The 24,036-nt window shown below is 64.2% G+C and carries 20 protein-coding genes; 11 read left to right on the top strand and 9 right to left on the bottom strand.

Features of this window, described 5'->3' with window-relative positions; genetic code table 11:
- From wecC to ArtHe_RS08350, 3 genes are read left to right on the top strand one after another with little or no spacing between them, the layout of a single operon-like run.
- Positions 1 to 1,251, top strand: a complete 1,251-nt coding sequence (gene wecC, locus ArtHe_RS08360; protein WP_248319560.1) for a UDP-N-acetyl-D-mannosamine dehydrogenase — start codon at positions 1 to 3, stop codon at positions 1,249 to 1,251.
- Entirely contained in the window at positions 1,248 to 3,356 is a 2,109-nt protein-coding gene (locus ArtHe_RS08355; RefSeq protein WP_248319559.1) for a glycosyltransferase, read from the top strand. Before wecC ends, ArtHe_RS08355 begins: the two co-directional genes overlap by 4 nt.
- 11 nt (positions 3,357 to 3,367) lie before the next feature.
- Positions 3,368 to 6,247, top strand: coding sequence for a heparinase II/III family protein (locus ArtHe_RS08350; RefSeq protein ID WP_248319558.1), 2,880 nt, complete (start codon positions 3,368 to 3,370; stop codon positions 6,245 to 6,247).
- 119 nt (positions 6,248 to 6,366) lie between these two features.
- On the opposite strand, the gene wecB is transcribed toward ArtHe_RS08350, so the two are convergent.
- A complete protein-coding gene (wecB, locus tag ArtHe_RS08345) occupies positions 6,367 to 7,506 on the bottom strand; it encodes a UDP-N-acetylglucosamine 2-epimerase (non-hydrolyzing) (protein ID WP_248319557.1) in 1,140 nt (379 codons plus the stop codon).
- A gap of 530 nt (positions 7,507 to 8,036) precedes the next feature.
- On the opposite strand from wecB, the gene ArtHe_RS08340 reads away from it, so the two are divergent.
- From ArtHe_RS08340 to rsmD, 3 genes are read left to right on the top strand one after another with little or no spacing between them, the layout of a single operon-like run.
- Positions 8,037 to 9,035 (top strand): DAK2 domain-containing protein, encoded by a 999-nt coding sequence (locus tag ArtHe_RS08340; protein ID WP_248319722.1) that lies wholly within the window; start codon positions 8,037 to 8,039, stop codon positions 9,033 to 9,035.
- 26 nt (positions 9,036 to 9,061) lie between these two features.
- Positions 9,062 to 11,275 (top strand): ATP-dependent DNA helicase RecG, encoded by a 2,214-nt coding sequence (gene recG, locus ArtHe_RS08335; protein ID WP_248319721.1) that lies wholly within the window; start codon positions 9,062 to 9,064, stop codon positions 11,273 to 11,275.
- Positions 11,276 to 11,312: 37 nt separating this feature from the next.
- A complete protein-coding gene (rsmD, locus tag ArtHe_RS08330) occupies positions 11,313 to 11,912 on the top strand; it encodes a 16S rRNA (guanine(966)-N(2))-methyltransferase RsmD (protein ID WP_248319556.1) in 600 nt (199 codons plus the stop codon).
- A gap of 4 nt (positions 11,913 to 11,916) precedes the next feature.
- On the opposite strand, the gene ArtHe_RS08325 is transcribed toward rsmD, so the two are convergent.
- Both ArtHe_RS08325 and ArtHe_RS08320 read right to left on the bottom strand, forming a co-directional pair.
- Positions 11,917 to 12,711: a fused MFS/spermidine synthase gene (locus ArtHe_RS08325; protein ID WP_248319555.1), complete on the bottom strand. Its 795-nt coding sequence runs from the start codon at positions 12,709 to 12,711 to the stop codon at positions 11,917 to 11,919.
- Positions 12,711 to 13,955: an aminotransferase class I/II-fold pyridoxal phosphate-dependent enzyme gene (locus tag ArtHe_RS08320; protein ID WP_248319554.1), complete on the bottom strand. Its 1,245-nt coding sequence runs from the start codon at positions 13,953 to 13,955 to the stop codon at positions 12,711 to 12,713. Before ArtHe_RS08320 ends, ArtHe_RS08325 begins: the two co-directional genes overlap by 1 nt.
- A 41-nt stretch (positions 13,956 to 13,996) precedes the next feature.
- Here ArtHe_RS08320 and coaD point away from each other — a divergent pair, with 41 nt between their 5' ends.
- Positions 13,997 to 14,470: a pantetheine-phosphate adenylyltransferase gene (gene coaD / locus ArtHe_RS08315; RefSeq protein ID WP_248319553.1), complete on the top strand. Its 474-nt coding sequence runs from the start codon at positions 13,997 to 13,999 to the stop codon at positions 14,468 to 14,470.
- 30 nt (positions 14,471 to 14,500) lie between these two features.
- Here coaD and ArtHe_RS08310 read toward each other — a convergent pair whose 3' ends face one another.
- Complete coding sequence (locus ArtHe_RS08310) at positions 14,501 to 15,094, bottom strand: YdcF family protein (RefSeq protein WP_248319552.1); 594 nt, start codon at positions 15,092 to 15,094, stop codon at positions 14,501 to 14,503.
- A 225-nt stretch (positions 15,095 to 15,319) separates the two neighbouring features.
- Between ArtHe_RS08310 and ArtHe_RS08305 the strand changes: the two genes are divergently transcribed.
- The 4 genes from ArtHe_RS08305 (at position 15,320) to mutM (ending at position 17,860) form a co-directional block, all read left to right on the top strand.
- Complete coding sequence (locus tag ArtHe_RS08305) at positions 15,320 to 15,886, top strand: DUF177 domain-containing protein (protein ID WP_083521858.1); 567 nt, start codon at positions 15,320 to 15,322, stop codon at positions 15,884 to 15,886.
- Positions 15,887 to 15,888: 2 nt separating this feature from the next.
- A complete protein-coding gene (rpmF, locus tag ArtHe_RS08300; protein WP_055240805.1) occupies positions 15,889 to 16,092 on the top strand; it encodes a 50S ribosomal protein L32 in 204 nt (67 codons plus the stop codon).
- Positions 16,093 to 16,174: 82 nt separating this feature from the next.
- On the top strand, positions 16,175 to 16,882 hold the full coding sequence (gene rnc / locus ArtHe_RS08295) for a ribonuclease III (RefSeq protein ID WP_066303332.1): 708 nt from the start codon (positions 16,175 to 16,177) through the stop codon (positions 16,880 to 16,882).
- Positions 16,883 to 16,894: 12 nt separating this feature from the next.
- A complete protein-coding gene (mutM, locus tag ArtHe_RS08290; protein WP_248319551.1) occupies positions 16,895 to 17,860 on the top strand; it encodes a bifunctional DNA-formamidopyrimidine glycosylase/DNA-(apurinic or apyrimidinic site) lyase in 966 nt (321 codons plus the stop codon).
- 31 nt (positions 17,861 to 17,891) lie between these two features.
- Here the strand turns inward: mutM and ArtHe_RS08285 are convergent, their stop codons facing one another.
- From ArtHe_RS08285 to ArtHe_RS08265, 5 genes are read right to left on the bottom strand one after another with little or no spacing between them, the layout of a single operon-like run.
- Positions 17,892 to 18,383 (bottom strand): hypothetical protein, encoded by a 492-nt coding sequence (locus ArtHe_RS08285; protein WP_248319550.1) that lies wholly within the window; start codon positions 18,381 to 18,383, stop codon positions 17,892 to 17,894.
- A gap of 50 nt (positions 18,384 to 18,433) precedes the next feature.
- Positions 18,434 to 19,252, bottom strand: a complete 819-nt coding sequence (locus ArtHe_RS08280) for a serine hydrolase domain-containing protein (protein WP_349238395.1) — start codon at positions 19,250 to 19,252, stop codon at positions 18,434 to 18,436.
- Positions 19,253 to 19,257: 5 nt separating this feature from the next.
- Complete coding sequence (locus ArtHe_RS08275; protein WP_248319548.1) at positions 19,258 to 20,280, bottom strand: NAD-dependent epimerase/dehydratase family protein; 1,023 nt, start codon at positions 20,278 to 20,280, stop codon at positions 19,258 to 19,260.
- Positions 20,277 to 22,928: an alpha/beta fold hydrolase gene (locus tag ArtHe_RS08270; protein ID WP_248319547.1), complete on the bottom strand. Its 2,652-nt coding sequence runs from the start codon at positions 22,926 to 22,928 to the stop codon at positions 20,277 to 20,279. The genes ArtHe_RS08275 and ArtHe_RS08270 overlap by 4 nt, the downstream gene beginning before the upstream one ends.
- Complete coding sequence (locus ArtHe_RS08265; protein WP_248319546.1) at positions 22,922 to 23,947, bottom strand: 3-oxoacyl-ACP synthase III; 1,026 nt, start codon at positions 23,945 to 23,947, stop codon at positions 22,922 to 22,924. The genes ArtHe_RS08270 and ArtHe_RS08265 overlap by 7 nt, the downstream gene beginning before the upstream one ends.
- Between the last annotated feature and the right edge of the window lie 89 nt (positions 23,948 to 24,036).

Here is a 24,036-nt window from a genome sequence, read left to right as displayed (position 1 = left end):
ATGAAAACCATAAAATCAGTTGCAGTTATCGGTCTAGGATATATCGGTCTGCCGACGGCCACGATTCTTGCGACGAACGGGCTGCAGGTGACCGGGGTTGACGTCAACGTCAATACGATCGCTGCGGTCAACCGTGGCGAAGTGCCGTTCGTGGAACCGGACCTGGCTGAGTACCTCGAAAAGGCCGTGAGCGCCGGCAGCCTCACAGCCAGCACCGAGACTCCTGTGGCTGACGCCTACATTATTGCCGTCCCCACTCCGTTCAACTCCGATAAGAGCGCCGATCTCTCATACATTGAGGCAGCCGCCAAAGGGATAGCACCCCAGCTGCAGGGCGGGGAACTGCTCATTCTGGAATCGACATCGCCTCCAGGCGCTACCAAGCGGATGGGCGAAGTCATCGAGTCTCTGCGCCCAGACCTTTCCTACGGCGATGACGAAGGGTCGGTGCTTCTGGCCCACTGCCCTGAACGTGTGCTGCCCGGACGCATCATGGTGGAGCTCGTCACAAACGACCGCATTGTTGGCGGAACGACCAGGGCAGCGGCAGAGCGTGCAAAGGAACTGTATTCAAGCTTCTGCCAGGGCGATATTCACGTAACCGATGCCACCACTGCGGAGATGGCCAAGCTGGTTGAGAATTCATACCGTGACGTGAATATCGCATTCGCAAACGAGCTTTCCGTCATCAGCGAGAAACTGGACATTAACGTCTGGGAGCTTATTCGTCTGGCCAACTACCACCCGCGGGTCAACATCCTCCAGCCCGGGCCGGGCGTTGGAGGACACTGCATCGCGGTAGACCCGTGGTTCATCGTTTCGGCGGTCCCGGAGGAAGCACGGATGATCCGAACCGCGCGCATGGTGAACGATGCCAAGCCGGACTACGTTATTAAACGGGTCGTTGATGCAGTGAAGGCCTCAGGCGCGACGTCCGTAGCCGCCTTGGGCCTCGCGTTCAAGGCAAACATTGACGATCTGCGTGAGTCTCCGGCCGTGGGGATTGTGAAGACCATCGGTGAGCGCCTACCTGGGGTTTCGATCAAGGTAGTGGAGCCGCACGTGAACTCGCTGCCGTCCGCGCTCAGTCAGGCCAACCTGGAACTGATGTCGCTGGAGGAAGCCGTCAACGGGTCCCAGGTGCTTCTGCTGCTTGTAGACCATGACGCTTTTAGGGTCTTGGACGAGATGGATCTGAGCTCGCTCGATGTTATCGACACGAAGGGCATGTTGGAGGCTTCCAAAGCGTGAGCAGCAACACAGGAACCCGCCGCGAAGGCACACGGAAAATACGAGGGGTTATCGCCCACAAACGCAATAAACAGATAGCTTTTCTCAAGCGTCAGATTTCCCTGGCAAAAACGGAGCAGGGAGCAGAATCCAGCTTGGAGCTGCACAGGGAGGCCGTGGCCAAATTCCCTGACAGCGCAGATCTCTGGTACGGATACGCCCGTGTCCTCTTGGACACCGAACGCCCAGATGCGGGGCTGGAAGCCTTGGCCCAGACACTGTACCGGGATCCGGCACACCTGATGGCTTTGGAGTATTTCATCTCCTTGAGCTTGATCGCGCACAACGGGAGGCGGAAAGCCGACGTTGGTGTCGCCCTCGACCGGTTGGCGATGGCCGTCAACCGGCCGGGCGTGGATACCTTTGGCTCGTTGGATTTCCTCATCCCCCATGGACGCTCCCAAGCCGTTGCCGCAATTGCCAACAAGGGAGGCGCATCGCTGGGCACGGCTGCGGCCAAAATCGCGATCACCCTGGAGCGAGGTGACACCGTGCATGAGGCCCCGTGGGCCGTCGCTCCAGAACATGAGACTGCCTATGCCTCCGTGTTACTGGCCAGGGGGCGCTACACAAGCGCAGTCAAGATTCTGAACGCGATGGATGACGCTGCCGTGCCGGCGCACGCGCTAAGACGCGCGGCACGCCGGGCTTTGGCCGGACACCGTCCCGAAGCAGCCGTGCCTCTCCTGCAGGTTATGCAGCGAATCAAGCCTCAGGATGCGTGGGTAGCCAAGCAGCTGGCCGAATTTGATGAGTCCCGGGAACTCAGCAACTACATGCTGATTCGCAGAGGCTTCCCTTTGCCGCCGGTTTCCAGGCACCGCCGTTATGAACCTATTCCACGCAAGGTGCTCTATACCCTGCACAATTCCCTTCCCTTCCATTCGGCGGGATACGCCACACGCACCCACGGACTGCTTTCACAGCTGAATAGGAGCGGGTTCAACGTCCAGGGCGTAACGAGGCTCGGCTATCCGTACGATATGCCCGGCAGGGCGGACATGGGACCGATCGAAACACATCATACGGTCGATGAGGTCGTTTACGCCCACCTGAGCACCCAACCCGGCGTGGAACGGAAAAAACCCCTGTTTGATTATGTCCAGCGCTACGCCGACGCACTGGAATCGTTCGCTATGGAGGCCAAGCCAGCCGTTATGCATGCGGCGTCGAATCACTGGAATGGCCTTGCCACTGTCGTTGCTGCAAACCGGCTGGGGATACCTTCGGTATACGAGGTGCGTGGGCTGTGGGAAGTTACCCGGGGATCGAGAAACCCTGATTGGGTTGGCAGCGGAATGTACCGGATGATTGCCCGCATGGAAGCCGATGCAGCCCGGGGCGCCACGCAGGTCTTAACCATCACGAACGCCCTAAAGGATGAGCTGGTGAGGCGTGGCGTCGAGGAAGCCAAGATCTCCGTGGTTCCGAACGGTGTGGATACAGGGCGTTTTCGTCCCTTGCAGAAGGACGCGGCGCTGGCCTCCACCCTTGGACTAGAGGGAAAAACCGTGATTGGCTACATCGGGTCGATTCTTGACTACGAAGGCCTTGAAATTCTCTTGGAAGCAGCACGGGTTTTGAAACAGACACGCAGCGACTTCCATGTTCTGATCGTTGGGGACGGTGCGGAGCTTGAGCGTTTCCGGGGACTCTCCGTTGACTATGCCCTTCAAGACGTAGTCACGTTTACTGGCAGGGTCCCCCACGAGGAAGTGGAGAAATACTACTCGATCGTCGACATCGCACCCTTTCCCCGGCTACCGCTGGCAGTCTGTGAAATGGTCTCCCCCCTGAAACCGTTTGAGGCCATGGCCATGGGGAAAGCGGTAGTAGCCTCAAACGTTGCTGCACTCTCCGAGATTGTTCAGGACGGTGTTACCGGACTCCTCCACCAAAAGGGAGATGCTCAGGACCTTCAGCGGATTCTCGAAAGACTTCTGGATGACACGTCACTGCGGGAGGCACTTGCAGCCCAAGGTCTGGCCTGGGTTCGTGCCGAACGGGACTGGAGTCATCTTGCGACGTCGGTGACCAACGTCTACAACAAATTGTCCTCCGACTGAACGGAACGCCGGTGCACTTTGACATAGATTATGATGCCGCACGACGCCAAGCTTTTGGTAGTTATTTTAATGCAGTCAGCACGGACAAAACTGTTTCGGCCGACCTAATTCGCGGGAAGCTCACCTTAGCGCCACATCCTGCATGGCAAATACCTGAGCAAATAGTTTGGGATGAGGATCCCTTCTGTCAACGGAATTGGGTTGCGCAACTTCATATGCTCAGATGGCTCGACCCCGTGCGTCGCGTGGCTCTGAACAATAGAGATCAGCGAGCCAAAGAATTCTGGATCAAGACGGTGCGGTCCTGGATCGAGTCGAATAAGCCGGGAGCGAGCAAATCAAAATACGCATGGTCGAACATGATGGACGGCATACGTGCGTTGGAACTTTGTTTCGGTCTTCCACTAGTGGCCGGAACAGATGATGAAAAATGGCTTGTTGACGCCATTCTTCAACACGGGTATTGGATTGAGGATGAACGGCACCTCGGTCATTCAAATCATGCACTCCATCAACATCAAGGCCTGTTGGTCTGTGGCCTGGTACTGCGCAAAACCGAATGGGTCACACTTGCAGAGAAGCGCATGATGCAATTGTTCAGAGATAATTACGACGAGCAAGGCGTCAATGCGGAAGGAAGTATCGGATACCATAAGAATAACTACATATGGTGGGAAACTGCTTTCAAAAGATTTGATCTCGAAGGAATTGCCCGCCCCCAAGACGCTGAGCGCCTGACGCTTGCTCTGGAAGAGTTGGCTTACGCGACTAAGCCCAACCTTCAATTCGAACGAATTGGAGATATCGACACCGGGGGCCCCTCGGGGCTTCGATCGCCTGAAATCGAGTTTGTCCTGTCAAAAGGGGCTTCAGGAACACCTCCAGTCGAAAATACGAAAATTTACGACGGTGGCTATGTGTTCGGAAGAAGTGGGTGGGGTCAGTTCGAACGAGATTTTAGCGACGAGTTTTTTTATTCCCTGTCTTTCGGGTCCGCATCACGCGTTCACGGACACCAAGACGGTGGGTCGCTAACCGTTCACGCCAACGGTCATCCGTGGCTGATAGATGCGGGAAAGTATGCTTATGTCCAGGATGAGATGCGAGACTATTGCATGTCTCGACGTGGACATAATGTTATAGATATAGATGATCGACCATATGATCCGAATAGTATGGTTGAGCTTACTCGCTCCAAGTTAACCTCCGAGTTGGAAGATTTTGAGTTTGTCGATAATGGCTATCAGGGAGTCAGCCTGAAGCGGAGAGTCGTCTACTCCCGTGGTGGCGACTTTGTGATCGTCATAGATACCGTCAGAAGTGACAGTCCAGTAACTGCACACCAACGATGGCATCTGGACCCACGCACCACTCTGGAGCGCACCCGATGGGGTTTTGCGCTGGCTCGTGATTCTGGTGTGGCATCGATTCAATGGCGGGGAACAACACCTAAAGTAAGTGTTGTCAGGGGATCAGAAGAGCCCTTGGACGGATGGGTGGCCACCGAATGGATGAAAAAGGAAGCCACAAATGTGGTCTCCGCAAGCCGCCAGGGGAAATATTTTCGAATGGTTGCTGTCATCGGGGCAAGTAGCCATTCAGAAGGAGTCAATTTCACCTCTATGGACGTGGACCGTCCACACTTATTTGTAAACGTCCGCAGTGGGCGACAGCATTACGTTGTTGAGGTAGGGCCCGACAATGCCCAATTGATTATGGGTCTTAACGGGCGACCGGAGGCCGGGGCGGACAAGCGGGGCACGCCTTTGGATGAAGTACTGGGGCTAGTACAAGGGGAACTTCAATCGACGGAAAATCTAGCGCCCGCTGAGCCTGAAAACTATAGCGTTGAGTACTGGGGTGAACTCCGATGCTGGATACGCAAATCGGACAATGAGCGGCAGGCTCGTCTTATGGGCTTGGAGCGGTTGCTGCAGATGCAGATTCGTGCCGAGAAGTCGGGCCCTGATGGCGGGCGGAGGGCTGCCATTCTCGACCTAGCTGGTCAGGATCTCACTTTTGACGGCCAGATATCCAGTGAGTCATTGGGGATGCGGCGGGAGCCATTGACGCTCTGGGCTGGGGCCGGTCCGATTTCAGGGACCTACAAGATGCCACTAGTGTCCGGGATCTCCGAAGTGGATAGGGGTGGATCTAAGGGAGCCATACTCATAAGTGAAGTGGGTGGGCTCACTCTTCCGATCGCAGTTTCCAGGGGGACGGGAGATATCTTGTCGGTTCGCTTCCATGGCGCGGTTGATAGGACAAGGACCTCGCTGCCGTTGTTTCAGGGGCTGACATCTGAGCGACAGCGGGGATCAAGTTTTGCAATTTTCCAGGACCCAACCTTGGATCTTGACTCTGACTTGACGCTGGGGTGGTACTTGGGGCGTAAAGAAAATAATCTCCACCAGCATATGGCGGCGTGCATCGAGGAAATAAGAATATCGCTTGGAATTAAAAATGTTGTCTTAGCGGGCAGCTCGGGTGGTGGATTTGCAGCCTTGCAAGTCGGATCATACTTACCTGATTCCGTGGTCCTCGCGTTGAATCCACAAACTTCTGTACAACGATACTACGCTGCGCCAGCAAAACGGGCTGTAGCCGCAACCTTCGATGAGGATAAAGGGTCGGAATCCCGACTGTCCGTGCTCGAACGATATTGTGGTCTGGACGTTCTGCCAAAGATTGTCTACGTTCAAAACGTGAAAGATTCCTATCATGTGGAGAACCATATGAAGCCTTTTAAACATTTGTTGCAATCTCGTCAGGATGCAGGCTCTCAGCATGTGGAATTTATTGATGTTGATTGGGGAAAGGGTCATAAGTCAGCAACCCCAGAACTGTATGAGGAGTTCTGGAAACAGGCTGTCTCACGCGTAGCGGAATAGTCCTTTTGATCGAGATTCTATTACCCACCGTGTGGGTTTGAAGCCGATCTATTCGACAAATATAGAGAAAGGGCAGTGTCCGCTCGCGGACACTGCCCTTTCGGCGGCTCTACCGCACCTTAGACGAAGTCCGCGATCCGCGACCCGACCCCAAGGAGTTCCTCGATAGCCGCCACAGTACGCGAGGCTGCCTTGCCATCCCCGTACGGGTTCACGGCATTGGCCATGGAGTCGAAGTGCACGCGATCGTTCAGCAGCTGATCGACTTCCGCGACAATGCGGTTCTCGTCGGTGCCGATCAGCTTGACCGTGCCGGCGACGACGGCTTCCGGACGCTCGGTGTTTTCACGCATCACCAGGACGGGTTTTCCGAGGCTGGGGGCTTCCTCCTGGACTCCGCCGGAGTCAGTGAGCACAACGTGCGCCATGGAGAGCATCCGCGTGAACTCGCCGTAGGCGAGTGGCTCCACCACGATGACGTTCTTCTTGCCATCGATGAACGGGACAACGGCCGCGCGGACCGCCGGGTTCTTGTGCAGCGGAACCACAAGCGTCAGGTCGGGTTCTGCATCGGCGATTCGAGCCAACGCCCGGCCCACGCCGCGCATTGCTTCGCCCTGATTCTCGCGGCGGTGAGTTGTCACGAGAAGAATGCGGGCGTCCTCTTCGGCCAGCTTCTCAAGCTGCGGATCCGTGAAAGGAACCTTCTTGTCGACGGTCATGAACAGGGCATCAATGACGGTGTTGCCGGTGACGGCAATATCGGCGGCGGGAATATTCTCCGCGAGGAGGTTGGCCCGGCTGGTCGTGGTCGGAGCCAGGTGCAGGCTGGCGATCTGCGAGGTCATTTTCCGATTGGCTTCCTCCGGAAAGGGAGAAAAAAGATCTCCGCTGCGAAGCCCTGCTTCAACATGCACCACAGGAATGCTGTGGTAGAAGGCTGCGATGGCACCTGCAGTGGAGGTGGTCGTGTCGCCCTGAACGATAACTGCGTCAGGCCGGTTGACGCTGAAGAGTTTGTCCAATCCGTCAATCGTTCGCGTGAGGATCCCATTCAAGGTCTGGCCAGGAGCAAAAATATTGAGATCGTGGTCAGGGACGATTCCGAACAGTCCGTTGACCTGGTCCAGCATCGAGCGGTGCTGCCCTGTCACTGTTGTGAAGTGATTCAGGGTGGTGGATTCCTGGAGTTCAGCAACGATCGGTGCCATTTTGATGGCTTCGGGTCGAGTTCCGTAGATAGGCATAACGAGTGGCAAAGCATTACCCCATAAGACTTGAGACTTAAAAAGTGAGACTGTCAGCGTGTCAAGTCATCCTAGCCCATTGCCAAATTACTGTTGCACCCAGGGTACTTTTCTGCTTAGCCAAAAAGCACTAAGAGAGTGATAAGTGCCGGAACCGAAACTGCCACTACAGTCGACAGCGCGATGGCGACGGCGCGTTTTTTCCGGTAGGAGCTGGCCCGCTCGGGTTTTACCGTGCCCGCAAGCCGAACTGAAGGCTCGCCGGGATCCACTTTTCGTGTCCCCGAACTCATATGCCGCGCAGCCGCTACGTCCGTGTAAAGCCGTTTGCCCATGTGCTCCACTTTCCCACAAAATCCCCGAAGCTTATCGGTGCTGTCAGGGCCCTGCGGTACGCTTCTCACTGGACAGGCTGCTTTACGGGTCAATGATGACCAGTAAGGTTACGCACGCAGAAGCTGGCACGAACCGGAGTCCACGTATGAGCAACAGCACGGAACGGGATTACTTTGCAGACTAAGATCACCGCCAATGCGCAAGCGCTGAAGCGATGGTTGAGCAAGGCCGAGGTCTCCCTGGGGAACCACAGCGACCGGCTGAACGCCATCAATATCTTCCCGGTAGCCGACGGCGATACCGGAACCAACCTCTACCTGACCATGCGCGCAGCCTCCGCTGCGGCGGCGGAGCTGGAGACCCAGGACATCGGCGAACTGCTCTCGACTGCGGGCCGCTCCGCCATGGAACAGGCCCGCGGAAACTCGGGCACCCTGCTCTCCGTTTTCCTCACCGCAATGGCAGAGCCGCTGCAGGGCAGCACCAGGCTGTCCGCGCCGCAGCTGGCGAGAGCCCTGGACCGTGCGCAGCTGCGCTCCTGGTCCGTACTCAGCGATCCCGTTCCCGGGACGATGCTGTCCGTCCTGGAAGAGGCTGCCCGGGGCGCTTCCCGGGTGGAAGCCGCCCAGATCGGCGATGACTCCAACGCCGGCCTGGCCGAAACCCTCCGCGCCATGATGACAGCGGCCCTGGCCGCCGTCGTGCGCACTGAAGAGCAGCTGCAGACCCTGACCGATGCCCGGGTGGTCGACGCCGGCGGTGTCGGATTCCTGCTGGTGCTGGATGCCCTGCGCGCCGCAGCCCTGGGCGAGGAACTGCAGCGCGAGCTGCTCGACGGACTGCACGGGTACGACGTCCAGGACCCGCACATCCACAGCAGGCAGCCGCAGCTCGAAGGCGTGGAGGTTATGTGCACCATCACGCTCAGCCCGCTCGACGCCGCCACGATGCGGCTCTCGCTGGATGAGCTGGGGGAGTCCGTGATCATGAGCGCCGTCAGCCCGGTGGGGGATGGCTACCGCTGGCGGGTCCACGTCCACACCCCGGATGCCGGAGCTGTGCTGGAACTGCTGCGCACGGTGGGCGAACCGACCAACGTCACGATCACCGAGCTGTCCGCCAACGGGCACCAGACAACCGAAATTCCGCAGGTCCCGGTCCCGGGGGACACCGCCGCCAGCGGCGGCTTGGCCCGCGAAGCCTGAGGTCCATGCAGGACATGCCGGACAGGATTCCCGGCGAACTCGACTACCCGCTCGACCGCCGGATTGGTAAACGCTCCGCTGACAAAATCCAGCAGCAGCTTGGGATCTCCACAGTGGGGGAGCTGCTGCTGCACGTTCCGCGCCGCTACCTCGAACGCGGTGAACTCACGCCGATTGCCGAGATCCCCTTCGATGAGGAAGTCACGCTGGTCGCCCGGGTGCAGAGCAACAACGCGCGGCGGATGCAGACCCGGAAGGGAATGATCCTCGAGATCACCGTCACAGACGACGCCGGCGGGTCTCTGGGGCTGCTGCACCTGACCTTCTTCAATGGCTACCAGGCGCAGAAGGACCTGCAGGTGGGTGCCCGCGCCATGTTCTCCGGCAAGGTCGGCGTCTACAAGGGCCAGCTGACGCTCACGAACCCGAACTATGTGCTGCTGGCCGACGACGCCGATGACGAGGAGGAAGCCAAACGGCCCATTCCGGTGTATCCGGCCACCGCCAAACTGACCAGCTGGGACATCAAGAAAACCATCGACCTGCTGCTGGACAGCCTGCAGGCCGAGCGGCTGCGCGATCCGCTCCCCGAGGCCATCCGCCGCCGGGAGGGCCTTATGGGCCTGGCAGCAGCGTACGAGGCCATCCACCGCCCCGCGGATATCCAGGAGGCGTACAAGGCACGCCACCGCTTCCGCTACCAGGAGGCCCTGGTGCTGCAGACGGCCCTGGCACGCCGGCACGCCTTCACCGCCCAGCAGGACGCCACCGCCCGGCCGCCGGTCCAGGGCGGACTGCTTGAAGCCTTTGATGCGGCTCTGCCTTTCACGCTCACCGCCGGCCAGGAACAGGTGGGTGCGGAACTGGCGGCTGATCTTGCGAAGGCACACCCGATGAACCGCCTGCTCCAGGGCGAGGTCGGTTCCGGCAAAACGCTGGTGGCCCTGCGCGCCATGCTCCAGGTGATCGACGCCGGCGGGCAGGCAGCGCTGCTGGCGCCCACCGAAGTCCTCGCCGCCCAGCACCACGCCTCGATCACCCGGACCCTGGGTCCGCTGGCCGAAGGCGGACTGCTCGGCGGCAGCGAGAACGGCACGCGCGTGACGCTCCTGACCGGGTCCATGGGTGCCGCCCAGCGCAAGGCAGCGCTCCTGGAAGCCGCCAGCGGCAGTGCCGGGATTGTGATCGGCACCCACGCCCTGCTCTCGGAGCACGTGCAGTTCGCGGACCTCGGCCTGGTTGTGGTGGACGAGCAGCACCGCTTCGGCGTCGAACAGCGGGATCTGCTGCGGACCAAGGGCCGGCACAGCACCCCGCACCTGCTGGTGATGACGGCGACGCCGATCCCGCGGACCGTGGCCATGACGGTCTTCGGTGATCTGGATGTTTCCACCCTGGCGGAGCTTCCCGCCGGCCGCGCACCGATTTCCACCCATCTGGCCCCGCTGGCGGAGAAGCCCGCCTGGGGGCCGCGCATCTGGGCCCGGGCCCGCGAGGAGATCGACGCCGGCCGGCAGGTCTACGTGGTCTGCCCCAAAATCGGGGACCGCGAAGAGGAACCCGGCACCGAGCTGGCCCTCATCGAGGAACCCGCCGGGGAACCCGCCTCCCAGCGCAGCCAGCGGCCACTGGCCTCCGTGGTGGACACCGTGGAACGCCTGCAGGAGCTGCCGGTGCTGGCAGGCACCCGGATCGCGGTGCTGCACGGCCGGATGGATCCGGCGGACAAGTCCGCGGCCATGGACGCCTTCAACCGCGGGGAGACCGATCTGCTGGTCTCCACGACCGTGATCGAAGTGGGCGTGGACGTGCATAACGCCACCATGATGGTGATCCTCGACGCCGAACGGTTCGGCATGTCCCAGCTCCACCAGCTGCGCGGACGCGTTGGGCGTGGCGGACTGCCCGGCACCTGCCTGCTCGTGACCAACCTTGAACCAGGACATCCGAGCCGTGAGCGGCTGGACGCCGTCGCAGCGACAACGGACGGATTCGAACTCTCCCGCCGGGACCTGGAACTTCGCCGGGAAGGGGACATCCTCGGCGCCTCCCAGTCCGGCGGACGCTCCACCCTTAAGCTGCTCCGCGCCATCCAGGACGAAAAAGTCATCGAAAAGGCACGGACCGATGCGCAGGAACTTGTTGCCGGGGATCCTGACCTGCTCGAATACCCCGGCCTCAACGAAGCAATCGAGGCCTACCTGAACCCGGAAAAGGAAGCCTTCCTGGAACGGGGCTGATGCCGGGCCTGGTCCGGCGGCTGGCTAAAGTGGAAGCATGAGCCGCATTATTGCCGGGGCCGCCGGCGGATCCACCCTGTCCAGCGTTCCGGGATCAGGAACCCGGCCCACCACGGACCGGGTCAAGGAAGCGCTCTTCTCCCGGCTGGAATCCTATGAAATTCTCTCCGGCGCCTACGTCCTGGACCTGTTCGCCGGATCCGGCTCCCTCGGCGTCGAAAGCGCCAGCCGCGGAGCTGACCGCGTTGACCTGGTGGAGCTGGCGGAGAAAGCTGCGGGGGTCTGCCGCGCCAACGCCGCACTGGTGAACCGGGTGCTGGGCAAGGAGCGGGTGCGGGTGCACCGGGCCAAGGCCGAGACCTACCTGCTCCGGGTGCCCGAGGGCCTGGCCTGGGACCTGGTGTTTATCGACCCGCCATATGACCTGGACGAAGACGGACTGGCCGGTGTGCTGCAGGCCCTCACCGCGCACCTCGCGCCCGGCGCCGTCGTGGTGGTGGAACGCTCCACCCGCTCACCCGAACCCGTATGGCCGGACGGCCTGGAGCGCTTCAGCGAACGCGCCTACGGCGAAACAACCCTCTGGTTCGCCGAGCCGGCGGAGCCGGACGCGCAGCCCAACCCAGCCGAAAACTGACGGTTCAGCGCCCCGAGGCGAAGGAGTCCAGCTCCGCCCCGGTGAGCACCGCAGCCGGATGCGGCCCGGCCGCCAGCAGCGCCGTGGTCCACTCCTGCGGCCAGCGGAACGGGGTTCCGGCCAGGACGATGTTTCCCGGATGGCGGCCGGTGAACATACCGGCGTCGCCCAGGGCGGCAACGTCGCCGCCGGCAGCGCCGAAGACGTCCTGCATGGCGGCCGCCTGCCGGCGGGCAAAGGCCAGCGGCGGATCATCACCCACGTTGACCAGCAGCACACCGGCGGGGGAGAGCAGCGCGAGCAGCTCGGCGTAGTAGTCCGGCGCCGCCAGGTGTTCCGGAGCATCGGCGCCGGCGAAAACATCCAGGACGATCACATCGAAAGACGCCGGCTCGAACCGTTCGAGCTCGGCGCGTGCGTCTCCGATGATGGTCTGCAGCCGGGTCCCTTCGGGCAGCGGCAGGTACGCCAGCACATAGTCCAGGAGCTCGCGTTCCAGCTCGACGGCGGCCTGCTCCGAACCGGGCCGGGTGGCCTGGACATACCGGGCGAGCGTCAGCGCGCCGGCACCCAGATGCAGGGTCCGCAGCGGCTGGCCGGCCGGAGCGGCGAGGTCCACGGCGTTGCCGATCCGGCGGAGATACTCATAGAAGATCTCCTGCGGCTGTGCCAGGTTCACATGCGACTGCTGGGCACCGCCGATGGACAGGATCCAGGCGCCCCCGGTGAACGCGTCTTCGTCCAGCTCGGCGTGCGCGCCGATGCCGCGCAGCAGGCGCGGCGGCGGGCGGAGGGCCACTAGAGCACCTCCCCGAGGCGCGCAATGCGTTCCGCTGCTTCCTGCAGCACATCGAACCGTTTGCAGAACGCGAACCGCAGCAGCGTACGGGTCCGTTCAGCTCCCTCCGGGTGGCAGAACATGGCCACCGGAATGGCCGCAACACCCACCAGCTCCGGCAGCCGCCGGGCCAGGTCAGTGGCATCGGTGACACCCAGGGGAGCGACGTCGGCGTTCACGAAGTAGGTTCCCTGCGGTGTAAAGACGTCCAGCCCGGCGGCCCGCAGCCCCGCAGAGAGCACGTTGCGCTTGGCGCGCAGGGTCCCGGCGGCGTCGGTAAAGAAGGAATCCTCCATCCGCAGGCCTGCGGCAATGGCGGCCTGGAAGGGCGCCCCGGAGCTGTAAGTCAGGAAGCTCTTGACGGTGCGGACGGCGGCCACCAGCTCAGCGGGCCCGCTCAGCCAGCCGATCTTCCAGCCCGTCAGGGAGAACGTCTTGCCGGCCGAGGAGATGGTGAGGGTCCGGTCCGCGGCTCCGGGCAGGGTCGCCACGGGGATGTGCCGGGGGCCGAACGTGAGGTGCTCGTACACCTCATCGGTGACGATCACGGCGTCGTGCCGGATGGCGAGGTCCACGATCCGCTGCAGGACCGGTTCCGGGAAGACCGCGCCGGTGGGATTGTGCGGATTGTTCACCAGGACCACGCGGGTGCGGTCGGTGAACGCTGCTTCCAGGGCGTCCAAGTCGGGCATGAAGTCCGGTGCCAGCAGGGGAGCGGTGGTGTGGGTGGCGCCGCTCAGGCCGATAACGGCGCCGTAGGAGTCGTAGAACGGTTCAAACGTCAGCACCTCATCGCCCGGCCCGGTCAGCGCCAGCAATGCCGAGGCGATGGCTTCGGTGGCGCCCGTGGTCACAATGATCTCGGTCGCCGGGTCCAGGTTCAGCCCGTAGAAGCGTTCCTGATGCTCGGCGACAGCCTCCCGCAGCACGGGAAGCCCCTGTCCCGGGGCGTACTGGTTGGCGCCGGCCAGGATGGCCTTGCGGGCGGAGTTGCGGATCTCCGCCGGACCGTCCTCATCCGGAAAGCCCTGGCCCAGGTTGATCGCTTCGTGCCTGCCGGCCAGCACGGTGATCTCCTCGAAGATCGTCACCCCAAGGTTTCCGTCCGCGCCGAGCAGGTTGGCGCCTGCGGCTGTTCGCTGCCAGGGGGCCGGGGCTCCGTCCCTGGAGTCACGGAGGGGTTGTGCGCGGGGTGTTGAAGTCATGCCTTCAAGTATTACCCGCACCGAGCCGGTAGATTCGACTTATGCGACGCGCAGTATGCCCCGGTTCCTTTGACCCGATCCACAATGGCCACCTGGAAGTGATTGCCCGGGCGGCGAATCTCTTCGACGAAGTGATCGTGGCTGTTTCCACGAACTACTCCAAGAAGTACCGCTTTTCCGAAGACGAGCGGCTGGAGATCGCAGCCGAAACCCTCGGCTCCCTGGCGGGGGTGTCGGTGCTGCCCATGGGGCACGGGCTGCTGGCGGATTTCTGCCGCGAGCATGGAGCCAATGCGATTGTGAAGGGTCTGCGCTCGGTGCAGGACTACCAGTACGAACTTCCGATGGCGGTGATGAACCGGCACCTCACCGGCGTCGAAACCGTGTTCCTCGCGGCCGATAACTCCTATACGCACCTGTCCTCGAGCCTGATCAAGGAAGTTGCGGCACTGGGCGGGGACATCACCGAATTCGTGCCGAGCGCCGTCCTGAAGCGAATGGACGCGCTGCGCTAGCTGTTCTCAGCTGTTCACATATGTTCCAGATCAAATAGCGGTGCCGCATGCCGGGCGCAGGAAGGCTGCCAGCAGGCCGCCGGTCTCCTCCACAAAGCGTCCGGCCCAGCGCCAGGGGCTCATTGAAGGTTCCGACGCGACCATGGTGGTGTGGGCGGTGGAGCACTGGCTGATGTTGGCCTCGGCCCGCACCACGTGGTACTTGGAGGTCACCACGATGATCTCGTCCCAGCCGTTATCCGCTGCCAGCCGGGCTATCGAGCGGGCCTCGGCGCGGGTTGAGAGCGGAGCGGGCGTGAAGCACTCGATCGCCGGGTTGGTGGTGTATTCACAGACAAAGTCCGTGTTCGCGTTGCCGGGTGTATCGGTGGTGGAGAGCACGAGGACGGGAGCGTACCCGTCCCGCAGCAGCTGCTGCCCGACCGGGAGCCGCTCGGTGGCGGCTCCGGCCAGCACCACGATCGCGTCCGCACTGATCGTCTCCCTGGCGGGATCTTTGGCGGCCTGGGGATACAGGAAGAGGTTGGCGCTCACCAGCAGCCACACCAGCAGGGTGCACAGGACCGCCGCCCCGATCCGGGCAAGCACGCGCCGGGCTGCGGCGGGGAGGAGAACAATTGACACACCGCAAGCGTAGGTGAGAGCCGCCCGTGCGCCGGAATCCGCCGTCGGGCCCTGGTGCGGCTAAACTGGTTGAGCAGCCGGTAAGGCAGGCGCCGGGTCCGCCCGAAGCGCCCACCGGCGGGCCGGTTTGAGAGATTCCGTCCGGTCAGGCTAAGATGATATGTCGGTCTATGTTCTACAGGAGTTCTCATTAGCGTTTCATCGCGGTCACATCCGAGTTCCCCCTTGGCAGTCAATGTCAAGGATCTCGGGCGCAGCCCGGGAACCATGCGGACAATGCATGAGCATCTGCCGGCACCGAAAGACTTCGGTGTTGCGCTGATCGGCGTACCCGTTGGATCGGACATTGAGCTCGATCTGCGGTTTGAGGCCGTGCACGAAGGGATTTTGGTATCCGGAACCGCGGTTGTCCCAGTACGGGGCGAATGCGGACGGTGCCTGACGCCCATCGCGTACGACCAGGACGTCGATGTGCAGGAACTCTTCTACTACGAGGACACTGAGTCCTTCGAAGAAGAAGAGGAAGAAGAGCAACGCCGGATCGAGCGAGATGTCATCGATCTTGAACCGGTTTTGCGGGACGCAGTGGTCACCACCCTGCCGTTCCAGCCGGTGTGCCGGGAAGACTGCGAAGGTCTTTGCCCCGATTGCGGGGTGCGCCTTGAGGAGGATCCGGGTCACCACCATGAAGTCGTGGATCCTCGCTGGGCAGCCCTCGCCGGGTTGACTGGCACCGCCGCTGACAACGAAGCGGCAAAAAGTACAGAGTCAGACGAGAGAGAAGAGAGTTAGTCGTGGCTGTTCCCAAGCGGAAAATGTCCCGCTCGAATACGCGTGCACGCCGGTCCCAGTGGAAGGCAACTGCGCCCAACCTGGTGAAGACCGTTGAGAACGGCCGCGTAACCTACAGCCTGCCCCATCAGGCCAAGGTCGTAACCGACTCCGCAGGCACTGCGCTGTTCCTTGAATACAAGGGCCGCAAGGTAGCGGACGTCTAAGACCAGTGTTTACCCCTTTGCCGTCTGTCCTCTGAGGACAGCCGATGAAGGGGCACACTGCTTTTCGGGGCGATCTCAGCACGTGAAGAATACTGAAGAGCTTCTGAAGCGTCTCGGCGTCGATATCGATGCCGGGACGCTTCGTCTTGCGCTCACACACAGGTCCTACGCCTACGAACACGGCGGCATCCCGACCAACGAACGCCTCGAGTTCCTTGGGGATTCGATCCTCGGGTTCTCCGTCACCGACGCGCTCTACCGGGACAACCCTGACCTTTCCGAGGGCGAGCTGGCCAAGCGCCGCTCCGCCGTCGTGAGTACCAAGGCCCTTGCCTCGGTGGCCCGCCAGCTGCAGCTGGGCGACTTCATCCTGCTGGGGCAGGGTGAGAAGCTGACCAACGGCAAGGACAAATCCTCCATCCTGGCCGACACCACCGAAGCCCTGATCGGCGCGGTGTACCTCTGTCACGGGATTGAGACGGCCCGCGCCATGGTGATGCGCCTGATTGGGCCGCTGCTGCATGACGCGGACGCCCTGGGCGCCGGGACCGACTGGAAAACCAGCATCCAGGAAATCGCTGCCGCCCGGAAACTCGGCGACATCGAATATCGGGTGACCGGCACCGGTCCGGACCATTCCCGCAGCTTCGTGGCAGTCCTCCACATCGGCGGCCAGGCCTACGGCACCGGCAACGGCCGTTCCAAGAAGGACGCCGAGCAGGAAGCCGCTGCCGACACCTGCCGCCGGCTGAACGATACCGGCATGCGTCCGGTCACCCCCACTGCCTAGCCGGCCCGCCCCATGCCCGAACTCCCCGAAGTCGAGGTAGTACGCCGCGGCCTGGCCCGGTGGGTCCGCGGACGGAGCATTGAAGCCGCAGAAGTCCTGGACCCGCGCTCCGTCCGGCGTCATGCTCCGGGACCGGACGACCTCCGCGGGAACCTGGAAGGCGCCCGCGTGCTGGACGTTGTCCGGCGCGGTAAGTTCCTCTGGATGCCGCTGGTCGAGACCGGCGATGAATCCGGCGCCGCGCCTCCCTTCGCCCTGATGGCGCATCTGGGCATGAGCGGGCAGCTCCTGATGGAGGATCCCGCTCTGCCGGATGAGAAACACCTCAAGATCCGGCTGACCCTCAGCCCTGCTTCGGACGACGACGGATCACCCATGCCCGCGGAACTGAGGTTTGTGGACCAGCGGATTTTCGGCGGGATGTTCCTCGCCGATCTGCTGCCGACACCGGATGGTGCGCCGGGCGGGCTTTCCGAAACCGGAATGGCGCTGCTCCCGTCAGAAGCCGCACACATCGCCCGGGATCCGCTGGACCCGTTCTTCTCCTTCGACGAGTTCTACCGCAGGCTGCGTTCCCGCCGCACCGGCGTCAAACGGGCGCTGCTGGACCAGGGACTGATTTCCGGCGTAGGCAACATCTACGCCGATGAAGCGCTGTGGAGCGCGAAAATCCACTTCGCCCGGCCCACGGACACGATGCGCCGTGCCGACGCTCTGCGTCTGGTCGACGCTGCCCGGGACGTCATGACCCGCGCACTGGCCGCGGGCGGCACCAGCTTCGATTCGCTCTACGTCAACGTCAACGGGGCATCGGGGTACTTTGCCCGGTCACTGAACGCCTACGGCCGGGAAGGTGAACCCTGCCTGCGCTGCGCCGAAGCTGGCCGCACCACGCTCATCCGCCGGGATTCCTTCATGAACCGGTCCTCCTACAGCTGCCCGGTCTGCCAGCCCAGGCCCCGCAACGGACGCTGGTAACCTCCCTGACGCCTGACGCCCGGCAACAGGCTCAGCGCAGGACCTCGATGAGGACCACCCAGGCGAAGGCCGCCCCGGCGATCACGCCGAGGACCGCCCCGGCCCCCAGCCAGGCCAGCCCGGCGCCGTCGCCCGCCAGAAGCAGGACCGCGCCCGCCGCATAGGTGGCAACCGGAGCCAGGAGCAGCAGAGCTTTAGGGAACCGTGTTCCGCGGGGAGTGCCCGGGCTGCGGTACACCGAGCGGACTGCCCGGACCACCACAACGGCCAGGATGGCGGTGCCCACCGCCGTCTCGGCGCCGTAGGCCCAGAGCGGCTGGCCAGGCATCAGCCCGAGGGCACACACCACCAGCGCCAGCGTGAGCGTGGCGACGGCCGCTGCGGCTCGGGACGGCAGTGGTTCCGCGGCGAGAATATCCTTGATGTTCACCGACATCGCCACGATGAGCAGCCCCACCAGCGCCGCAGTGCCGCCCAGCATGGCGACGTTGAACTCACTCCAGGCTTCCAGCGGGGCTTCCATGCGAGCACACTGTAGCGTGCGCCGCCGGGGTTCTCAGCAGTGCCGGGGCGTTAGTTCCGGCGCAGCTCAGCAACCAGCGCGTCGTTGAAGACCGGCCAGGCTTCCGCTGCCCAGGGACCGAAATCCCGGTCCGTCAGGACGACGGCGGCTGCCTGCAGATCGGGATCGACCCACAGGAACGTCCCCGACTGCCCGAAGTGCCCGAACGTGCGCGGCGAATTGGTGCTGCCGGTCCAGTGCGGGGACTTGCTGTCCCGGATTTCGAATCCCAGCCCCCAGTCGTTCTCCTTCTGCCGGCCGAAGCCGGGCAGGACCCCGGCGAGCCCCGGATAAGCGACGGTGGTTGCTGCGGCCAGCGACCCGGGCGTGATCAGCCGGGGCGCCTGCAGCTCCGCGGCGAACCGGATCAGGTCCTCTGCGGTGGAAACGGCACCGGCTGCGGGGGAACCCTCCAGCGTGGTGTCCGCCATGCCCAGGGGCGCCAGGACAGCTTCGCGGAGATAGTCAGCGAACGCTATTCCGGTGGCCTCCTCCAGCGCCTCGGCCAGGACTTCGAAGCCGGCGTTGGAGTACAGCCGCCGTGTACCGGGTTCATACCGGACGGTGCGGTCGCCAAAGTCGTAACCGCCGGTATGGGCCAGCAGATGGGAAACCGTGGAACCGGGCGGGCCGGCGGGATCATCCAGGGCAACCGCTTCTTCTTCGAGCGCAACCTGGAAGGCATACGCCGTGAGCAGCTTGGTCACCGACGCCAGCGGAAAGCGCCGGCGCTGCTCGCCGTCGGCTCCCAGTACGGTGCCGTCTGCGGCGATGACCGCCGCTGCGGCGTGCTCGGCGGGCCAGTCCTGGATCAGTGCTGTGCTTTTCATCCCTGTCATCCTATGGTGCCCGCCGTCCGGGGGTGTCCTGCCGTGCCGCCGTAGTGGCCGGCCAGGCGGCGCATTCCTTCGTCGATGGAGACCTCGGGAGTCCAGTCCAGCACCTCGCGGGTGTGCCGCTGGTCGAACCAGTGGGAGGTGGAGAGCTGCTCGGCCAGGAACCGGGTCATCGGCGGCTCATCGTGGACCAGGCCGCGTGCGCCTGCCGCCAGCCAGGCCTTCTCGATGATGCTCCCCGCTCCGCGCGCCACCCAGCCCGGGACACTGAAGCCCGGTGCCCGGACGCCGCCGGCGGCACAGATACCGGACATCAGCTCACCGACGGTGCGGGGCTGGCCGTTCGTGACCACCAGCGCCTGGCCGTGGGCGTGCTCCATCCGTTCCAGTCCGCGGACGATCGCCGCAGCAGCGTTATCCACGTAGGTGGTGTCGATGAGGGCCGCTCCGCCGTCGAGCAGCGGCAGCCGGCCGGAGCGCGCCCGGTCGATCACGCGTTCCACCAGCTGGGTATCGCCGGGACCCCAGACGACGTGCGGGCGGATCGCCGTGACCCGGAATTCCGTGGAATCGGCGGCGAGGGCCAGCAGTTCCGCCGCGGCCTTGGACCGGGCATAGTTGCCGCGGGCCTGGTCCGGATCGGCCTGACCCGCGCCGGCACCGGCAATCGGTTCGCCGAAGTGCGCCACGGACGGGGAAGAAACGAAGACCAGGTCCCGGACCCCCGCGGCGCGGGCGGCGGAGAGGATATTGCGGGTGCCCTCGATGTTGGTTGCCTCGAACTCGGACCACGCACCGGTGAAGGACACTTTGGCCGCCAGATGCACGACGGCGTCCATTCCCTCCACTGCCCGTGCCACGGCGGCAGGGTCGGTCACGGAGCCGGCCACCGATTCCAGTCCGGAGCCGGCTGCCGGCCGGCGCTGGAAGGTGCGGACCTGATGCCCGCGGCCGGCAAGCAGCTGTGCCACGGCGCCGCCGAGCAGGCCGCTGGCACCGGTGACGAGGATGCGCCGGCTCATCGGCGGGCTCCCGGTGCGCTGATCCGGCCGCCGGCCAGGACCTGCGCGGCCCAGGTCCCCAGGGCGGCGCGGTCGATCTTGGAATTGTGCCGGATGTCGGTGGGCATCTGCGGCAGAACCAGCACCGCTGCGAGATCCAGCCCGCAGGCCGCGGCGACGGCGTCCCGGACGGCCGCTGCCGTCTCCTGATCGGCCGGGCCTGCCCTTCGGGTGCCGCCGGCGGGTTCAATGACCGCCGCCGGCACCTGCGTTCCGGCGGGGCCGACGCCGACCAGTGCGGCCAGCCGCACTGCGGGCACGCTCTCGGCAGCCTGCTCCGCCGCGACCGGTGTGACCGGCCCGGCGGGTGTGGTGAGGACGTGGCCCAGCCGGCCTTCGACCCAGAGGCGGCCGTCGGCGTCGAAATGCCCAACGTCTCCGGTCCGGTGCCAGCCGGGCACCGAGGAACTGTGCTCCTCGGTGATCCAGAGCCGGTCATACCGGTCCTTCACATGCGGGGCGCTGACCAGGATTTCCCCGGTAACGCCCGGTGCGTCGGAGAGCCCGGTTCCGGCGGAGCCGTCCGCGGCGAGCGGTGCGATGGCCACCCGTGCCCCTGCGACGGCGGTCCCGACGCAGACACCGTTGCCGGTGCCGGCCTTGCGGATCTGCTCCAGGCTGATGTCGGTGACCGGGAGGGCCTCGGTCATGCCGTACGGGGTGTGCAGGGCTGCCTGCGGCACCAGCAGCTGAACCCGGCTCAGCAGCGCTTCCGGGATGGGCGCCCCGGCGGAGAGCAGCAGGTCCACGCCGGCGAGGGCGGCCCGCTGCGCGTCGCTGAGCTCCTCCGCCGTCGCCAGCACGTTGGCCAGGGCGGCCGGTGAGGCGAAAACGGTGGTGGCGCCGACGGCGGCCGCTGCGTCCGCCAGCGCGCGGGCGCTCAGGGTGCGCGGCGCCGTGACGTCCATGTCCGGGGTCACCGAGGTGGCGCCGAGTGCCGGTCCCAGCAGTGCGAACGGTGCGAACCCGGCCACCAGGGCGGAACCGGCCCGCAGGTCATAGGTCGCTTTCAGGGTGTCCCGCATCGCGGCGAGCCGGCGGTGCGTGTAGACGGCGCCCTTCGCCGGTCCGGTGGAACCGGAAGTGAAGAGGACGGCGGCGTCGGCATCGGGGTCCGTGCGGTGGTCCGGAACCGGTTTGCCGGTGCCAGCCTCGACCAGCTCGGAAACCGTGTGCTCCACGCCCAGCAGCCTGCGCCGGAGGGGCGCCGCTTCGCCGGCCAGGATGCGCTGTCCGGGCCAGCCGAACAGCCTGGCCCCGGTGATTGCCCGTTCAATTCCGACGATGAACTGCGGGCCTGCGCCCTTGATGGCCCGGCTCAGCCCGGCGGTGCCCAGGCCGGCGTCGGCCACCACCACCACGGCGCCTACCCGCAGGCAGGCGTAAATCAGCGAGGTCAGCTCGATGCCCGGAGGCACCAGCAGGTTCACCCGGTTCCCCGGGCGGACGCCGATCCCGGTGAGCCCTGCGGCGAGGGCGTCCACCCGGGCGCCGAGCTGCTTCCAGGACAGGGTTGTTGGAACGGCTGCGGTGCCGCCGGTGGCCGGAGCCATGTCCACGACGGCGGGGGAGTCATCACCGGAGCGCTCATCCAGTTCCGCAAGCATGGGCCGGAAGGGGGCCTGCCCGGCACCGGCTCCTGCGGAGGATTCTGCGGTGGCTCCTGCCGCCGGGCTGGGGGCGCTGACCTTTTGCTCCAGCCAGCTGAACACCGGAGCGGCGATGTCCCGGTCTTCGGGCAGCAGGTGGCCTGCGCCTTCGAACCGGTGGACGTCCGCGTGCGGCAGCCTGGTGATCAGGTCCCGCAGATAACGGTCGGAGAAGACCGGGTCCTTGGGGCCCCAGAGCGCCAGGACGGGGACCTTCAGCCCGCGGATTCCTTCGGCGACGCGGGTCAGGGCCCGGTAGCTGGGATGGGTCTCATCCGCGGGAATATCCGCCACGAAGTTCCCGACGCCGCTGCGCCGCGCGGAACCGCGGTACGGCGCGGCGAAGGCGCGGCGGACCTCCGGAGCCAGCGCCGGCTGGGCCAGGGCATGGGTGACCCGGAGAAAGGCATCGGTGCTGACAGTGCCCCAGCCATGCACTGCGGGATGGAGCGCGAGCCGGAGGGCCGGCGGGAGCGAGAAGCCGGCGGGGTGTACGGCGGTGTTGGTCAGGACAACGCCCGCCAGGTTCCGGCGGTGCTGCAGTGCCCAACCCAGGGAGATGATGCCGCCCCAGTCGTGGCCCACCGTGACCACCGGGCCGTCCAGTGCCAATGCCGCGGTGAGGTCGGACAGATCGCTGATCCGGTCGGCGAGCCGCCGGAACGTGCCGGTGCGGGCCGAGTAGCCCATGTCCAGCTGGTCAACGGCGATGACGCGCCAGGGACGTTCGGAGGTGCTGCCGGCAGCGGCCAGCGTCCGCCAGAGGTAGGACCAGGTGGGGTTGCCGTGCACGCAGAGCAGGGTGCCGGCAGGCTCAACGCCCCGGGACCTGAGGTCCGGGGCGTTGTCCAGGACGTGCCACTTGTGCTGGGCTCCGGGACGGTCGACGGCGGCGGTGGAGGGAACCTGGACATAGCGGGACCAGGCGGCCGGAACACCGGGCCAGAGTTCAGCTACCACGCGATTTCCATCATGGTGGTGTTCAGGCCCGAACCAACGCCCATACACAGGACACGGTCCCCGGGGGTTAGGGTCCTGGCTTCCTGCGCCAGGGTCATGGGCAGGGAGGCCGGCCCCACGTTGCCCCAACGCGGGAAGGTGATCGGCACCCGCTCCCGGTCCAGGTCCACTGCCTTGATGATCGCGTTCGTGTAGGAATTGGAGACCTGGTGGGTGACGTACCGGTCCATGCCCTGCCAGTCCCAACCGTTCGCCTGGGCTTCGTGCCAGGCGGTGACCACCAGCTCCAGTCCGCCGTCGAGCAGGCCCTTGGTGTCGGTGTACATACCGCCTTCGCCGCCGACGCACAGTTCGTGGTGCTCGGTTCCGGCCCGGGACACCCCGCCCAGGATCCGGTGCGAACCGGGATGGTCCGCGGCGCGGCCGATCACGGCGGCTGCGGCGCCGCTGCCCAGGGTCAGTGTGGCAAATTCCCGCAGGTAGTCCTGCCGGGTGGAGTCCTCCCGGTTCAGCCGCCCGAACGTCGCTTCCTGGACGCCCTGGGAATCTTCTCCGGCAACGATCAGCGCGTAGTCGATCTGCCCGGACTCGATCATGTTGGAGGCCATGGTGATGCCATTCACAAATCCCAGGCAGGCATTGGCCAGATCGAAGTTGAGGGCGGAGGAGGGGAGGCCGAGGTGGTGGTGGATCTTGACGGCGACGGACGGCTCCAGGTTCTTGCGCGTCACGGAGGTGTTGATCAGCAGCCCGATCTGCGCCGGCTCCACCCCGGCCTCGGCCATGGCCTTTGCACCGGCTTCGATGGCGCCGTCTTCGAAGGTGGTGCCAGGAGCCCACCATCGGCGCTCGCTGACCCCTGCCACCCGCTCCAGCAGGCCTTTGGACAGGCGCAGCCGTTTCAGGGAGGGAGAGAGCCGCTCATCGAATTCCGGTGAGCTGACAACGACGGGCGCCTCTACGCTCTTCACGCTCAGGAGTGCGGTGTTGGTGTGGTGGAAGTTGAAGTTCCCGCTCAAAATGCCTGCCTTGTCTGCTGCCAAAAGATCGCGGTCCGGGCCTGGTTGTAACCCGAAACGGCGCCGCCGAACCATATGATTCTTCTAGA

The organism is Arthrobacter sp. Helios, assembly GCF_023167125.1.
In the GTDB taxonomy this organism is placed as follows: domain Bacteria; phylum Actinomycetota; class Actinomycetes; order Actinomycetales; family Micrococcaceae; genus Arthrobacter_B; species Arthrobacter_B luteolus.
The sequence above is the reverse complement of the archived record's forward strand: the minus strand, read 5'-3'. Positions and strand labels throughout refer to the sequence as shown.